Source organism: Fretibacter rubidus (genome assembly GCF_041429785.1).
GTDB lineage: Bacteria > Pseudomonadota > Alphaproteobacteria > Caulobacterales > Maricaulaceae > Fretibacter > Fretibacter rubidus.
Genome location: NZ_CP163423.1, coordinates 751,223 through 767,255, shown reverse-complemented (window position 1 = coordinate 767,255; position 16,033 = coordinate 751,223). Strand labels below are relative to the sequence as shown.

General features: G+C 51.7%; 13 protein-coding genes and 1 tRNA gene. 7 read left to right on the top strand and 7 right to left on the bottom strand.

Going from position 1 to position 16,033, the window contains the following annotated elements:
• Positions 1-2,373, top strand: a complete 2,373-nt coding sequence (locus AB6B37_RS03710; RefSeq protein WP_371397558.1) for a glycoside hydrolase family 3 N-terminal domain-containing protein — start codon at positions 1-3, stop codon at positions 2,371-2,373.
• 758 nt (positions 2,374-3,131) lie between these two features.
• On the opposite strand, the gene AB6B37_RS03705 is transcribed toward AB6B37_RS03710, so the two are convergent.
• Positions 3,132-3,222, bottom strand: a tRNA-Ser gene (locus tag AB6B37_RS03705).
• Between the two features lie 364 nt (positions 3,223-3,586).
• On the opposite strand from AB6B37_RS03705, the gene AB6B37_RS03700 reads away from it, so the two are divergent.
• Genes AB6B37_RS03700 through AB6B37_RS03680 form a run of 5 tightly spaced genes read left to right on the top strand, consistent with a single transcriptional unit; the run spans position 3,587 to position 9,477 of the window.
• A complete protein-coding gene (locus AB6B37_RS03700) occupies positions 3,587-5,197 on the top strand; it encodes an exopolysaccharide biosynthesis polyprenyl glycosylphosphotransferase (RefSeq protein ID WP_371397557.1) in 1,611 nt (536 codons plus the stop codon).
• A gap of 31 nt (positions 5,198-5,228) precedes the next feature.
• Positions 5,229-6,719: a polysaccharide biosynthesis C-terminal domain-containing protein gene (locus AB6B37_RS03695; RefSeq protein ID WP_371397556.1), complete on the top strand. Its 1,491-nt coding sequence runs from the start codon at positions 5,229-5,231 to the stop codon at positions 6,717-6,719.
• Positions 6,716-7,678 carry a glycosyltransferase family 2 protein gene (locus tag AB6B37_RS03690; RefSeq protein WP_371397555.1) on the top strand — a complete coding sequence of 321 codons (963 nt, stop codon included), beginning with the start codon at positions 6,716-6,718 and terminating at the stop codon, positions 7,676-7,678. The genes AB6B37_RS03695 and AB6B37_RS03690 overlap by 4 nt, the downstream gene beginning before the upstream one ends.
• Positions 7,671-8,444, top strand: coding sequence for a polysaccharide deacetylase family protein (locus AB6B37_RS03685; protein WP_371397554.1), 774 nt, complete (start codon positions 7,671-7,673; stop codon positions 8,442-8,444). The genes AB6B37_RS03690 and AB6B37_RS03685 overlap by 8 nt, the downstream gene beginning before the upstream one ends.
• Complete coding sequence (locus AB6B37_RS03680) at positions 8,431-9,477, top strand: glycosyltransferase family 2 protein (protein WP_371397553.1); 1,047 nt, start codon at positions 8,431-8,433, stop codon at positions 9,475-9,477. The genes AB6B37_RS03685 and AB6B37_RS03680 overlap by 14 nt, the downstream gene beginning before the upstream one ends.
• Here the strand turns inward: AB6B37_RS03680 and AB6B37_RS03675 are convergent.
• The 3 genes from AB6B37_RS03675 to AB6B37_RS03665 all read right to left on the bottom strand — a co-directional run bounded on the left by AB6B37_RS03675 (position 9,474) and on the right by AB6B37_RS03665 (position 12,160).
• Positions 9,474-10,190, bottom strand: coding sequence for a hypothetical protein (locus AB6B37_RS03675; RefSeq protein WP_371397552.1), 717 nt, complete (start codon positions 10,188-10,190; stop codon positions 9,474-9,476). The genes AB6B37_RS03680 and AB6B37_RS03675 overlap by 4 nt on opposite strands.
• 46 nt (positions 10,191-10,236) lie before the next feature.
• Complete coding sequence (locus tag AB6B37_RS03670) at positions 10,237-10,842, bottom strand: hypothetical protein (protein ID WP_371397551.1); 606 nt, start codon at positions 10,840-10,842, stop codon at positions 10,237-10,239.
• Positions 10,843-10,963: 121 nt separating this feature from the next.
• Positions 10,964-12,160: a GumC family protein gene (locus AB6B37_RS03665; protein ID WP_371397550.1), complete on the bottom strand. Its 1,197-nt coding sequence runs from the start codon at positions 12,158-12,160 to the stop codon at positions 10,964-10,966.
• A 130-nt stretch (positions 12,161-12,290) separates the two neighbouring features.
• On the opposite strand from AB6B37_RS03665, the gene AB6B37_RS03660 reads away from it, so the two are divergent.
• Entirely contained in the window at positions 12,291-13,274 is a 984-nt protein-coding gene (locus tag AB6B37_RS03660; RefSeq protein WP_371397549.1) for a polysaccharide biosynthesis/export family protein, read from the top strand.
• 38 nt (positions 13,275-13,312) lie between these two features.
• Here the strand turns inward: AB6B37_RS03660 and AB6B37_RS03655 are convergent, their stop codons facing one another.
• From AB6B37_RS03655 to AB6B37_RS03645, 3 genes are all read right to left on the bottom strand, one after another.
• Positions 13,313-13,618 (bottom strand): hypothetical protein, encoded by a 306-nt coding sequence (locus AB6B37_RS03655; RefSeq protein ID WP_371397548.1) that lies wholly within the window; start codon positions 13,616-13,618, stop codon positions 13,313-13,315.
• Between the two features lie 409 nt (positions 13,619-14,027).
• Positions 14,028-15,650: a peptide chain release factor 3 gene (locus AB6B37_RS03650; RefSeq protein WP_371397547.1), complete on the bottom strand. Its 1,623-nt coding sequence runs from the start codon at positions 15,648-15,650 to the stop codon at positions 14,028-14,030.
• Between the two features lie 54 nt (positions 15,651-15,704).
• Positions 15,705-16,016 carry a DUF1491 family protein gene (locus tag AB6B37_RS03645; protein WP_371398404.1) on the bottom strand — a complete coding sequence of 104 codons (312 nt, stop codon included), beginning with the start codon at positions 16,014-16,016 and terminating at the stop codon, positions 15,705-15,707.
• Between the last annotated feature and the right edge of the window lie 17 nt (positions 16,017-16,033).

Below are 16,033 nucleotides of genomic sequence, written 5' to 3'. Positions count from 1 at the left end.
ATGAATAGACGTGATGTTTTAAAAAATTTAGGCGTAGTTGGCACTGGCAGCATCGCCCTAGCGAACACAGCATGCTCTGCCGCTGACACGGGGGCTTCGGTTCCAGATATAGACTTTCGCGATAGGTCCTTCTCGCCCGCGCAGCGCGCTAAAGCCTTGATTAATCAAATGACGCTTGAAGAAGCCGCAGCACAGCTTAATTGCCCGCGCGCAGCAGATGTGATGGCTGACCCTGCCGCTTTCCAAGTTAAGCATCCCTATTTTGAGCATGGAATTGGCGGAGTCTACTCCGCCAGTCTGGATGCCGGGCCAGAGGAAAATGCAAAGGCGGTCATTAAATTGCAGGAAGCGGTTGTTGAACGCAGCAGATTTGGTATTCCAGCATTTATTTACGAGGAGTGCCTGCACGGATTGCTAGCGACAGGCGCAACGCAGTTCCCCCAAGCCATTACGATGGCATGTGCTTTTAACCCAAAGCTGGTAGAGGAGGTCTTTAGCGCAACAGCCTCTGAAGCTAAGGCGCGCGGCTCTCAGGCCTGTTTCTCCCCTAATCTTGATGTCTGCACTGATCCGCGCTGGGGACGATCTGAGGAAACGTGGGGCGAAGACCCTTATGTTATTTCTGTCGCGGCTAAGGCTATTGTAACAGGCCTGCAAGGTCCGAAAGCCGATTACCTGCAAAATGATAAAATCGCCACAAGTGTAAAGCATTTTGCGGGTTATGGTCAGGGTATTGGCGGGCGAAATTTTGCACCCTCCCATATTGGGCCTGTTGAATTACAAAATGTGACGCTGGCCCCTTTCAGAGCAGCCGTAAATGACGCGGGCGCTTTGGGCCTTATGGCCTCGCATGGTGAGATTGACGGCGTCCCGGCCCATGCCGATGTCGTGCTTCTTAATGATATATTGCGAGAAGATTGGGGCTTTGCAGGCTATGTCGTATCCGACTGGGATGACGTGCGCCGTATCCATAGCCTGCACGGCGTCGCAGCATCGGAAGCCGAAGCGGCGACGATGGCCCTAAAAGCGGGCGTTGATATCGAGTTGGCCAATAACGGCGTATATATGATGTTGCCCCAACTCGTACGTGATGGCGCAATCAGTGAAACTTTTGTGCGCCGCGCGGCTGAACGAATTTTATACGCTAAATTTAAATGCGGGTTATTTGATCTCCCCTTCGCGCAGCCCGCAGAAGCAAAACGTCTTTCACGCAGCACGGAGCACCGGGCTCTTGCGCTTAAAATGGCTGAAGAGTCTGCTATTCTGCTAAAGAACGAAAATAATCTTCTACCTCTTGATCCAAACAAATCAGAACGTATCCTTGTTGTCGGCCCAAACGCGGCTTCAGTCCACTTGGGAGGGTACTCCCCAAAGCCATTTGTTGGCGTGAGCCTGCTTGAGGGCCTTCGGGCCTATGCCGAAGGTAAAAGTATGAGTATTGACTACGCCTTAGGGTGTGAGGTCACCGTTGGCGGCGAAGGCACAAATGAAATAGAGACTGACGCGGACGATACAGTCAGTTTTGCCTCGGCCGAGCGTAACAGAGAGCTTATTACCGAAGCTGTTGCCGCCGCCAAGAATGTTGATACAATTATTCTGGCTGTCGGCGGGAATGAATCGACGGCGCAGGAAGCCTACTTTGCAGGCGACTCGCGCGGCGACCGTGACGATTTAGATCTATTTGGGCAGCAAAACGAACTTGCGGAGGCTTTATTGGAACTCGGCAAGCCTGTTATCACAGTTTTGATACATGGCCGTCCGCTCTCGCCTCAGCTTATCGCTGCGAAATGCCCCGCTATACTTGACGCCTTTTATCCCGGAGAAGAAGGCGGTCACGCCCTTGCAAAAATCCTCTTTGGTGACGTTAACCCAAGCGGCAAGCTACCCCTAACTTTGGTGCGTAATGTTGGACAAATCCCGGGGTTCTATTATCAACAGCCCACGGGGCGTTTTCGCAATTATGTGGATTCAGATTCAACCCCGTTATTCCCCTTTGGCCATGGGCTCAGCTATACGCGCTTTGACGTTGGTGCGCCGCAAGCTAGCCCGAACGAAATATCGGTCAATGGAAGCGTAAAAGTATATGTGACCGTGAAAAACATAGGAAGGAGGTCTGGCAAAGAGGTCGTTCAGCTTTATGTTAGAGACGATATCGCCAGCCGCGCACGGCCCATCAAGCTTTTACGAGGCTTTAAAAAAGTGGCTCTGGAACCAGGCGAAGAACGCCGCGTGGAGTTTACATTGGGACCAGAAGACTTTGGATTTAGAAACGCAGAAGGTGAACTCTTACTCGAGCCAGGCCGAATTATATTAATGTCGGGCGCGAATAGCGAAGATCTAAAGCAATCCTCATTACACTTACGTAATATATAAGCGCATCAATAAGCGCTATTTCTTCTGACCCTTAAGCCTCACGATTGGTCCGTTATCGCCGACCAAATACATCCAGAACCATTCCAACCCTTCGGGTTTTTCAGCAATTATTATGCGCGCCTCTGGGTGCGCATTTTTAATAAAAGCGCTAGCGGCGGAGCTCGGGCTGTCGAGATTGCTCAACGATTTCGTCCGGGTCGACGTTTCTTTACCTTGCTCGACTTAATAGTCACCAAATTCCAGTAAAACCTCTCTGCGATCAAAAGACATTTCGCAGTAATGAAGCTGAGTTTTTGAGACTCAGACAGTTCTGCAACTGCCTACAGCCTACTAGCGAAACCCATCGAATCTGAGAAGGATGACAGTGCCACAACTTCAGAGTTTCACGTGCCACAAAATCAAAATTGACAGTCGTAAGTAATTGTTTATATAGTTAATTCCAATCGGCGTTGTGCCGTGTGGGAGCACCATTTTCCTAACATAGCAAGTTGCGTAAGCCTCTGAAAAGTCTCGGAAGATCCCTCTTTCCATTACTTTCCACACGGTAACCTTTTTACTCAGTAACAAGCTTTGCAAGCTGCTCGCTCTCAAAGAATTTAGCGAATCATTCGCCGATAATTTTGAGGTCGGCACCATCATGTATGGTTAGTGCTCTCAGCTCATACAAAATAAATTTTCCGAAAGTGGGAACAAAAGTGGGAACATATTTTTTGCCCGCCATTATTTCGTAAGTTTATCAATAACTTACGCGAGAATAATGGCGGAGACGAAGGGATTCGAACCCTCGATGAGCTTTTGGCCCATACTCCCTTAGCAGGGGAGCGCCTTCGACCACTCGGCCACGTCTCCGTCGGCGGGACTAGCGAATTGCGGGCGTGCTGGCAAGCAACAAATGCAAAATTGCTGTGCCTTTTTAACACGAGAGAGACAACGCCTAAGCAACGCCGCATCTTTGAAGGCCAAAGCTGTATCTGACTGATACAGGGGATTTTTATATAGATAAATTAATTCAGCCAAAATCATGTCTAATTTAGCCCGAAATGCGTAAGGCCCGGTAAATTTACGAGCCATTAACCATAGTCATTTGGCTTTGGGTCAAACGGACACAGGGCAAGCCGTTATGGTATAGAAAAAGCATCATTTTTTATGACGCTTGTTTACGAGATGTTTGCGCTATTGCGGTAAACAAGCCCATTAATGGTGGGATTAGGATATGAAAATGCCTCGTGATATGAATACAACGGCAACGAAAAACCAGTCAAAGTCTGGTCGGGCGGGTGATCCAGCTATGCCAGATCGCAATGCGCGCAAGGTTGAGCGGCTGGATGCTTTTACCGCCCGCACAGGAACCGCAAAGGCCCCTAAAACGGGTGAGCGCCGCCGCCGCCGCAAAACTGTGGCCGATGTTCATGTCCCCACACGCCAAACAAACTTAGGTGCACTGCGGTTTGCGCTTCGGATATCCGATGTGTTTTGGGTCACAGGGCTGATTATGGCCACCGTCTGGAGCAGCTATATCGGCATTAATAACCGTAGCATCCTCGCGCCTGTCGCCGCGGCTGCACTCGGAGCCATCATTTTCATCGCAATGCTGTTCACGATGCGCGCGCATAGATTTGCGCCGTCAGAGACATATTTTGAGCATATAAAAACGGTTACTCTGGCCTCCGCCGCTGCTCTGGGTTTGTGGCTGACCATTGCGCTCATTGCTAAACCGCTGACCTTCTCCCCAGACGCTTTGGCCATTGCTGGCGTCGTTGCCACGCTGGGTCTGCTGGTGTTGCACACACTGTATTATAGCCATGCACAACGCCTCCATAAAAAAGGTGCCTTAACGCCCACAATTGTCATGCTGGGCGCAACAGAAAGCGCGCGGCGTTTGATTGAAGAAAACGCAAAAACGCATGAGCTTAATATTCTCGCGATTTTTGATGACCGTATTTCGCGTGCGCCGCTAAACATTCACGGCGTGCCCGTTATTGGCCGTATCCAAGACCTGCTTGATTGGGACGACCTGCCCTATATCAACCGCATTGTCGTGACCCTGCCGAGCATGGCGGCAAGCCGTAAGGCCGAGTTTATCGAACAAGTGCGAAAGCTGCCAAACCGTATTGCCTTTGTCGTGGATGAGTTTGAAAATCTTGATCACGTACAACAGCGCCTGACCCAAATCGCCGAAGTGGGTGTGCGCGACGTGACAGGCACACCCAAAAGCGGCCGTCATACAGCAATCAAACGCCTAATGGACATTGGTATTAGTAGTGTCGCCCTTGTCTTTGGTGCGCCCGTCTTGGCGCTGATTGCGCTTATCATTAAGCTTGATAGCCCCGGCCCTGTCATCTTTAAGCAACAACGTCACGGCTTTAATAACCGCGTCTTTAGTGTCTATAAATTCCGTTCTATGCGCAATGACGCGGCCGACCCCAAAGCCGCGCAGCAGACCGTCGCAGGTGATGCGCGTATCACCAAAATCGGGCGCTTTATTCGCAAAACCAGCATTGACGAACTGCCCCAGCTTTTAAATGTGCTGAAAGGTGAAATGTCACTGGTCGGGCCGCGCCCGCACGCTGTAGGGATGCGCACGGGGGATGTGGAAAGCTATAAGTTGGTCGAAGAATATGCCCACCGTCACAAGGTTAAGCCTGGCATGACGGGCTGGGCGCAAATTAACGGCTCTCGCGGGCCGCTACATTCTGCCGAAGACGTCGCGCGCCGCGTAGAACTTGACGTGGAATATATCGAGCGGAGCTCTGCCTTTTTTGATCTTATGATTATACTGAAAACTCTGCCCTGCCTGCTCGGTGATAGCGAAAACATTCGTTAATGAGCGGCCTAATGACATATGAGGCCGCGCGATGAGCGGTCGGTCTATACTTGCCTATGTGCCCGTCAATCTGGCCACGATAGTGACCAGCTTTGGCGGTTTAGCCATTTTAACGCGCCTCTTGGATGCGTCAGAATATGGTCGTTATGCGCTGGCTATGATTACCATGCTCGCCTTTCATATGGCGCTGTTCTCTTGGCTAGAAGCGGCCATGGCCCGGTTCCAAGCCCGCGCAGAACGCAATGATGACGTCAACAGCCATGTTAAGACGCTATACCGTTATGCCCTGCTAACCGTCGCAATTATCTGGCCCATCGCGATGGCTGTATTATTTGTCCTGCCGATTGACGCCTCCATGCGCAATGTCTTGGCCGTCGCCATATCGTCCACCTGTTTGCAGCTGTTTTTAAATATTGGCACTGAAGCCCATAAAGCGGCCCACCGCATCATGCGCTATAGCGCGCTTTATTCGACCCATTTAATGCTGAGCTTCACCATCGGCATTATCCTGATTATCGTCACGCCCCTTCGCGAAATGGCCCTGTTTTTTGGCATCATGGCCGCCATCATTATCGTGCTGAGTGTGGACCTGCCGTTTATGATAAAACAAATGCGCGGCGGCACATCTGACCCTGACAAAGTCAAAACCTATTTCAAATACGGTATGCCAATTAGCGTGTCACTATTGCTGACCTACGCCTTATCATCGGGGGATATGTACCTCATTACTGCCATGCTGGGTGATGCCTATGCCGGTGAATATTCGGCCAGCTATAATCTGGCAAACCGCTCTTTGGATGTTCTCTTTATCTGGCTCGGTATGGCATTCACGCCCATCGCTGTCACAGCTTTAGAAAAACAAGGGCTCGACCAATCGCGCGACGTTATGAAAGATTACGGCGCGGCGCTTTTGTGGATTGCTATGCCGGCTGCGACGGGCATCGCGCTAGTTGCGGGCGATGTCGGCTTTATCTTGGGCGAAGACGTGCGCGCAGGCGCGGTTAAAATCATGCCGCTGATTGCCTTTGCTGGCGTCTTGAACGGCATGATTTGTTACTACGCGCAGCGCGCTTTTATGCTGTCGGGTAAGACCGATATGTTTGTTTGGGCCATGGTGCCACCCGTGATTTTGAACATTGGCCTAAACATCGTCCTTATCCCCAAATACGAGCTTATGGGGGCGGTTTACGCGACAGTCGCGGCTTATGCGCTAGGCCTTGTGATTGCCATGGTCTTGGGCCGTCGACATTATCCCCTGCCCGTGCCTGTGCGCGCCTTCTTTGAAATATCGCTCGCCTGTATTGCAATGGCGGCGACCGTTTGGGCGCTCGGCCCGTTGGACAGCTTGCCTGACTTCATCGCGCTGCTCATTAAAGCTACTCTTGGCGCTGTGACTTACGGTATTGTTTGTCTTGTGATTAATGCCGCGAATTGCCGTGATCTTCTACGCGACATGATTGGGCGGTTTAAATCCAAAGACGACGCAGATATTGAGCCAATTACCGCCGAGGTCACGCCATGACCGCGCCCTTTGCGACCGATATAACCCTCATCCAGTCACCTGGCGCGGTGCACGCCGTGCCGTCATTGTCTGTACTGGTGCCTTATTATCATGATGATCCTAGCGCGTTGATGCAGGATTTACAGTCGCAAATGAGTCCAGATGTGGAACTCATCTTTTATGACGACGGCACGGGCGATGCAGCCCTGAACGCACGTCTAGGCGAGATTGTGCAAAAAAGCGCAGAGGCCATCACGCTGATGATTGCTGATAAAAACAAAGGCCGCTCAGAGGCACGAAATGCCCTACAAAAAACAGCACGCGCCGATTGGATATTATTCCTTGATGCGGATATGCGCCCCGGATCTGATAGTTTTTTAACGCGCTATAAAGCGGCCATTACAAAAGGTGATAGCGACATCATCTTCGGCGGTTTCACCGTGTCAGACCGTGCCGAGAGAGCAGAACAAGAGCTGCACCGCGCGCTGAGCCATATTTCTGACTGTCTACCGCTGGCAGAGCGCAAAGCCGCTGGTGCGCAATTTGTGGCATCGTCTAATTTATGTGTGCGCAAAGCCGTGCTGACCGCGCAACCCTTTGATGACGGGTTTACGGGCTGGGGTTGGGAAGACAGCGAATGGGCGGCGCGCGTGGCGAAGGATTACCGCCTAACCCATATCGATAATAGCGCGCTTCATTTGGGACTAGAGACTGACACAACGCTATTGGCACGGTTTAAATCTAGCGCGCAGAATTACATCCGTTTTACAGATAAACACCCCGAACTTGCCACGACATTGTCGCTTTACCGCCTGTCTAAAAAGCTGTCGCGCGTGCCAGGTCAAGGCCTGCTGCGGCCCATCTACCGCGCCGCTGTTGTGATACGTTTTCTACCAATGCGTCTGCGTGTGCTGGGCTTAAAACTATGGCGCGCAAGCTGGTATGCCAGCGCTTTTAATGCGGAGGCGCGCCGTGCATAACGCCTACGCCCCATCTAATCGTATCATGACCAAAGTCATGCGCCGCATTACGCCTCTGCGAAATCGCCGTGATATTCGCTTTACGCTCGACCGTCCGCTGGTCAGCTTTACTTATGACGATTGCCCCTTATCAGCCGTAAGCCACGGATTAAAACCGATGGAGCGCGAAGGCTGGCGAGGTACGGTCTATGTGGCCTCTAAACTCTTTGGGATTACCAATCACCACGGCCTTCATATGAGTGCGGATGACGCAGTGGCAGTCGCCCGCAATGGTCACGAAATAGGCGGACATAGCTTTTCCCATATTGACGGCAATCTTACACCCATTGATGAGTTTATGGCTGATGTCGCGCGCAACCAAAATGTGCTGACGGACCTTGGTATCGCGAATTGCTCTACATTTGCCTATCCTTTCGGCGAAGTCACGCCTGCGCTAAAAACTGCCCTATCACGCCAATTTATAGGCCTTCGCGGCATCACCCCCAAAGCGATGACAGGACGCGCGGATCTTAATCAAATCGCGTCTTACCCCGTCTTTCAAGGCCAAGACACAACCCGCGCGATTGCCGCGATTAAAGCCTCGGCTGAGCGTCCTGCGTGGATTACATTGTTCATGCATGAGGTCAGCCACAGCCCGTCAAAATGGGGCTGCACACCGCCCGAAATGCAAGCCGTTATCAAAGCCGTCAAAGACGTTAATGCCCGCGTTCTGCCTGTGGCGGACGCAATCACGTTTTTAAAAGGGGGGTCCGATGCCCAGCACTAATACACAGGTCACACCGAAAATGACGACAACCCACCGAAAGAACTGGTCAATTGAGGATTGGGCCGACGGAATATCCGTGATTGTGCCAACCTATAAACGGCCCGATGATATTTTGCGCGCGCTAGGCAGTATTATTGATCAAGACACAGACGGGCGCCCTTATGAGATTATTGTCGCTGATAACGATCCCGCGGGCAGCGCAGAAACGGCGGTTCTGGCGCTGATTGATGCCAATCCGCAAACGCGCGTTATCTATACCCATGTCCCTGATCCTGGTGTATCCAATGCCCGTAACGGCGCGCTGACCCAAGCCCAAGGACGTTATATCATTTATTTGGACGACGATATGGAAGCGCATCCTCGCTGGATCGCAGAACTTGTTATCGCCGCTAATCACTACGACGCCCCGATTGTCTTTGGCCCTGTTATCGCCCAAATGCCCGATGGGGATAATCCGCTCTATCCGCATATGCAGCCTCTGTTTTGTCGTACGGGTAATTTTGCAGACGGCATCATTAAGAAAACTTTTGGCACAGGGGGGTGCCTGATTGACCATGGACGCACGTCCCTGCCCGATCCGGTTTTTGACCCGAGTTTAAACGAAGTCGGCGGCGAAGATGACGCGTTATTCGCGCATATCTTGGGTCACGGTGGCCGCATTGCTTGGACAACCAAGGCCAATGCGATAGAGCATATTCCAACCCACCGCGCGACCCCAGCCTATGTCTGGAAACGTAATTTCGCCTTTGGCCAAGCCCCAACGCAGAGTGCGGCAGATCACGGTTGGGCGGGTGCCCCGAGCGTTTTGAAATGGATGGGCGTTGGCATTGTGCAAACAATTACACGCGCGCCAATCTACGCTTTCCAACGGCTCACAGGTAATCCGCATTTCGTGCATAGCTATGGACGTCTGTCGCAAGCGGTTGGGAAAGTCATATGGTTTTCAGGCTTTAGTCCACGGCTTTACGGCGTTGACGCTCCAACACAATCCAGCTCACCTGCTGGCGTAACCAAACAAAAGCTTAGCCCTTAGGCCAAACGACCATTGTTTGATGCGGGAACGGCACCTTCGTTAATCACTAGGCCTGCGCAACGGCCTTCATTTTCAGCGATACGATCTGACAGCGCCTTTTGCGCGGGATCAGACGCGCGCGCAGTGTCACATACAATAACCGTTTTATCGGCTTCGGGAATAACGGTCAGGGCCGTATCGGCGCGCTCAAATGACGGCGTATCAACAATGATGACGGCAAACTGGTCACGCATCGCATGCCAGTAATCACGTGACGCCACCAGATGCACATTCTGCCCGTCCTTAATCTCGTCCCAATTAAATTTAGTCACGGTAAGCCCCGTATCCCCAACCAAGTATAGCGCGCCGTAACGCGCCGTGCTTTTGCGTTCACCGTCAACATCAACCCCGTCTGGGCTAACTTGCCAAAACGGTGTTTGACCAAAGGTCGCGTCATAGGGGCCTCTCAGGGCACCATAGGTCGCTTGCTGCATGGGATCATGAAAGAAGGCAGATTGAGCTTGTTGTGTTAAGTCCAAATCAACAAGGGCCACACGCTGCCCAAAGGGTCCGTAATGCTGAGCCGCAAGGATGGACAAATTACGCGCGACATAGCTGCTGCCGACACCGCCATGGGCCGCAGTCACAGCAATCACAGGACCGCGACCATCAACACGCGGCGGTGCACATAAAGCTGACAAGACACCTTGCAAGGGGTTTTGATTATTCATCACCACACGGCCCCACTAGTCACAATGTTTATCACCGCCTTTGACATCACTAGCTTTGTGTTTGTGGCGGCACAGTGCCTAAGACTGGGACGTCGGTTTGGTAACTTTGAGCTGGCTGCGCCTGAACCGGCTGTGCCTGAATCGGTTGTGCCTGTGTGGGTTGGGCATAGGGGTTCGCAAGCGGGTCATTATAGGGATTGGCATATATATCATAGGCCGCATTACCCGCCGCGCTATAGCTGGCGGGCTGCACATATGGATTTGCGTCGGGCTGATATTCTACTGGACCTGTTTGCGGCGCTGCAGGCTGTGCATCCGCGACATAGGGTTGGGCTGTAAATGCGCCAGCAGGTTCTGGAACAGCTTCGGGAATATGGGCACTGGCGTAACGCGGGACGAAAGGCTCCGCAAACGGGTCACTATAGGACGGGGCTTGCTCTTGATAGGCTGGCGTCTGCTCTTGGCGAGGCGCAGTGCGGCGATCACCACTCACGCGGCGCACAGCTTGTGATGCATATAATTTCGGATCAAGGAACACGCGCATTAACGCCAACATAAACAGGGCAAAACCCAAGGCCACAGTGGACAATGCAAACATCAAAAGACGCGTATTAGAGCCTTTGCGCGGGCGCGAGGCATAAGAAATAACACGCACATTTTCAGAGCTTGCCTCGGCTTGGTCTTGATTGACAATCGCCTCTTGTTCTTTGGCGGTATAGCTTTTCAGGCGCGTATCTAGTGTTGCGCGTTCACGCAGCAGGTTCTGATAGCTTGGATTAAGGCAATGTAAACTCTTTTTCGCGCAAGCTATCGGCTTGGGCCTGCAAAGTATTGCGGCGGGTCATTAATTCTTGGAACACAGGGTTGGGACCAACGCGGCGTCCACCAGCGACACGGCCATTGCCCGAGGTTTGCAAAGATTTTAGCTCTTGAAGCTCAATCTGCTTTTGACGCACAGGCTGGCTACCCGGCAAAAACTTAGCCAAAAGTTGTTTTAGCTCCAATTCTGCCGCGGCAACACGTTGTGACGTCCGGTCATCAACATAGAGATCCATGGTTTCATCTGTGCTACGAAGCTGATTTTCAACAGTGGCTAGCGCCCGTTCGGCTTCGCTTAAGCTACCGCGCAACGTATTAAGTTCTGTACGCAGGTCTTCTGTGCGTTTGGTCACGCCTGTGCGTTCGCTTTCAAAGTCAGATATGCCGTAGCGCTGCAAGAAACGTTGCATTGCGCGCTCATTGGTTTTTAATTGCTCTTCGGTCGATTTACGGCGCTCGGCAATGACATCGCCGGAACCTTCAACAAATAACGCCTTACGCGCGTTTAGATATTCCTCGATAAAGGCATTTAACGTTTCGACCGCAACCTCTGGGTCTTCATGTTTATAGGCCAAATCAACAATGGATGATTTGGGTTGGGGCATGACCGCAAAGCTGCTCTCGACCTCTTTGTACAAATCCACCCAAGCGTTTTGCTCGTCTACAGGATTGCGCGCGCCGTTAATTTTCTCAAAGGCGTCTTTGGCAAAGCGCCCTGGTCCAAAACTATCAGATGAGGTCATCTCGCCGACAACTTTTTCAATGATATCAGCATTTTTCATAATGCCAATCTCGTTTAGCACGATGTGGTCGGGGGTTAGCATCAAGCCCTGAGACGCATTTTGATTGGTCGGGTCTTGGAAGACATATTCACTGCCAAGCTGCACAAGGATGCGGCCTTCGCCCGTATAAGTGCGCTTGATATCTTTGGTCATATACCACGTGCCCAAAGTGCCCAGCACCATCAGCGGGATAACCCAGCGGAGTTGGCGTCCAAAAGAGTTGAAAAACTCGCCAAGGCGAATGCGCGGCATGCCATTGGCGTAATCGCCAACGGTTAAATCACCCACACGCGGAGAGGGTTCGGCCATAGGCCTTGGAGCGGCCTCAACGGCGGCTCCTTTTTTGCGTTTACCGAGACCCAATATGGCCATGTCCAACCCTTCAAAACGAATGTGTTAATGCAACAGACGCTCTAAATTTTAATTTTTCGTTATCCATTCTTGTTAACACTCTAAAAAAGTGAAGAAATTCGCAAAACTTACAGCAATTGAGGCTATTTGCATGAAAACCACGGTAAAACCGCTGATTTTGACAGTCATAATGGGGGTCTCGGCACTCGCTATGAGCGCATGTTCGGGTAGTTACGGCCCACCAATGGCCAAAAAGAGCGTCAAAACGAATCACTTGAACCACCCCTATAAGGCGAAATCAGGTCATTATACACGCAAGGCGGCCACGCCTCAGGCACGATACGCCGCTAAAACACCCTATGAGGTACAAAAAAATAAAAAAAAATCAGGCCTATTTTCACCGTTCTCAGGGCCCGCTTATGACAGCTTTGGCGACCGCATTATGGGGCAAAAAAAACTAGCCTATCAAACACCCCCGCCCCATGCAGGCGTGGGTCAGTTTCAACGCTGGATTGATTATGAACCGCAATATTTGCTCTATCCTGGTGATCAGCTGGATATCGTTGTCGCCTCTGCGCCCGAACTCTCTCGCACATTAACGATTGGCCCGGACGGCCGTATTGTCATGCCGCATGTCGCGCCAATTATGGCAGCGGGTCGGAGTTTTTCCCAAGTCGAACGTGATTTATCGGCAGAGCTTGCGTCCTTACTGCGCGATCCCACGATTGCAGTGACGCCGCGCGCCTATGGTCCAGAACAAATTTATGTTGGCGGCGAGGTCGGACAACAGGGCACATATACTCTGCCCGGCCCTGTCGGGGTGCTAGAAGCCGTCATTATGGCCGGCGGCCTTCGCCCCAGCGCCAAGACGGGTCATGTCGCCGTGCTGCGCCGCGCGCCTAATGGCGGCATGATGATGCGCGTCGTCGATTTGAAAAACGGTATGCGTAATATTCGCGAATATAACGACAATATGCAGCTACGCCGCGGCGATGTTATCTTCGTACCACGCACACAAATCGCCGAGGTTGGCAATTGGGTGCAAGCGTTCCGCGCAGCCCTGCCCGTTGACTTTAACCTCAGCTACCAATTTGGTAGCAATGGCGGTAATGGCACGACGGTCATTTCGCCGTAGCGCAAACAAGACCTCTTAGAAAAAGCTGTCAGCGGGAGCTAGGCTGCTTTTTTTGTGCTTGATAGAAGCTCACGGTTTTCCGCAAGCCATCCGCGCGCCGCACGCTGTGCCAATGTCACGTCGTCCTTGCTCATTTCCATAAGGATTTCTTCGCGGTATGCTTTGGCGGGTTGTGATCCCATCATGACAGCCAGATTGAACCATTTGTGGGCTTCCACAAAATTTGGTCCTTTATCTTCCAAATCAGTTGAATAGATCAGTCCCAAACGGAACAGGTCCTCTGATTTACAGCCCGCTTCAATCGCGGCCTTGGCTTCAGTTACGTCTCCATCAGTAAAGGCCATATCGCCCTCCCTTGTTTCACCTAATACCACCGGATAATGCCGTGTGGTGGGCCGTCTCGCGAGTTCCTCGTCTTGGCCTTGATATGAAATTTGGCGGCAGGGAATAAATATAAGGTTAAAAGATGTAAAGGTTAATCAAGCTTTATAGTTGTTAAAACAAGTAAATATGTATTACTTTCTAGTTTATACTCGATTAAAATCTAATTACTTCAAATACAAACATAGTATAAAACCAAGTACAGACGGACACTGTTCAAGATTAAACCGCGCGTAAATCAAGCAAAAAAAATCGTATTTTTTTGAAATTAATCGATTTTAGGATAAAATTTTACCCAAATTCTCACTTTGGCACATGCCAACTTTGGGTGGACGGCGAATTTTATGACGCGGATAAGCCGCTCATATGCCCCTAGCGCCGTTCTTTTGTCGATAAGAACCGCAAATTAGGGTTCTTTTCTTGCGCGTAACCAATATCCCAAGCTGATTTGGCGAGGAACACAGGAGCACCGTCTAGGTCTTCGCCCATATTATTGCGGTTCTTAGCCGCAAAAGCCTCTAGCTCAGCCTCATCATCGCACGCAATCCAGCGCGCAATTTGATAGGGCGGCATTTCAAACAGGACCTCTAGCCCGTATTCGTTTTTCATGCGGTCCGCCATAACTTCAATCTGTAGCGCCCCCACCGCGCCGACAATCATATCGGCACCAAAGGCCGGTTTAAAGAGTTGCGTCACGCCTTCTTCGGCCAGGCTTTCAAGCGCTTTACGCAGATGTTTGGCCTTCAGCGGATCAACTGTACGGGCGCGGCGCAGGATTTCGGGTGCAAAATTTGGCATGCCAGCAAAGCGAATTTTTCCAGACTCAGACAGGCTGTCCCCCACGCGCAAACTACCGTGATTGGGGATACCAATAACATCACCCGCAAAGGCGTTATCGGCCAATTCGCGGTCTTGGGCGAAAAACAGGATCGGATTGTGAACGCTAATCGCTTTACCGTCTGCGGTTTTTAGCTTCATGCCCCGTTTAAATTCACCTGACACAAGGCGCAGGAACCCCACGCGGTCACGGTGGTTTAAATCCATATTGGCTTGAACTTTGAAAACAAAGCCTGTGACTTCTTTATTGCTCGGCGCAATTTCGACCGATTGACCTGCCTTTTGCGCGGGCTCGACCTGCGGCCCAGGGGCCAGTTCGGCCAGCGCGTCAATCAGTTCCCGCACACCAAATTTACGCAAGGCAGAGCCGAAATAAACGGGCGTCATATGGCCTTCGTTAAAGGACTGAATATTAAATTCACCGTATTCTTTGGCTAGTTCCACCTCTTCGCGAAATTCCGCGAGCAGATCTTCGTCTTTAAATATGGCGCTCATCTCGTCACTATCCATATCGACTTGCGGGGCACCAACACCAGTATCGCCGTCTTCATCAGGGCGAATGAAACGGTAGAAGACATTACTGGTCAAATCCGCTGTGCCTTTGAAACGACGACCAGATGCGGCGGGCCACTGCATCGGCACAACATCCAGCGCCAGTTTATCTTCAATTTCTGATAGGACATCAAAGGTCTCGCGGCCCTCGCGGTCCATTTTATTGACGAAGGTAATAATCGGAATATCGCGCAGGCGGCAAACCTCAAACAGCTTTAGGGTCTGCGGCTCGATACCTTTGGCCACATCAAGCACCATGACCGCGCAATCTGCCGCCGTGAGGGTGCGGTAAGTATCTTCACTAAAATCTTCATGGCCTGGCGTATCCAGCAGGTTGAAAATCAGGTCTTTATGCTCAAACGTCATCACGGATGATGACACGGAAATACCGCGTTCTTGTTCAATCTTCATCCAGTCAGATTTTGTGCGCCGGGCTTCGCCGCGTGCCGCGACACGGCCCGCTTGGTGAATAGCCCCCGTCGCATAGAGCATATTTTCGGTCAGCGTCGTCTTACCCGCATCAGGGTGAGAAATAATCGCAAAGACCCGACGGCGTTCGCTTTCAGGTTTTTTGGTATGAGACGGTTTTGAAGTGATGTCAGACATGAGCGGTGCATAGGCAAATGCGCGCCTAAACTCAAGCGCGCTCATCGGTTAAAGTTATGAAGACGTCTGCACGCTTTCCGTCAGAAAATGACGGCCCTCGCGGTCATCAATCTCAATCACCCATAAATCACTATCGCCCTCGCGGCGCTTGGCAATTTTCGCGCCCACCGCTTGCTCGGACGTTGGGGTGTCCGCCATCCATAGACGGCTCCCGTCCATGACCGTCGCGGATTGATAGAGCACATGCTGGCCGTCGCGGCCGCGCACGCTGACCAATACCGTCCCACTATCTGGGTCACCCCTATGCAGCACCGCCGCAAATGCGCCCGCAGCGTCCGCGCGGCGTATCAAGGCCGAAGCCCAAATGGATGTCTTTAAACGCG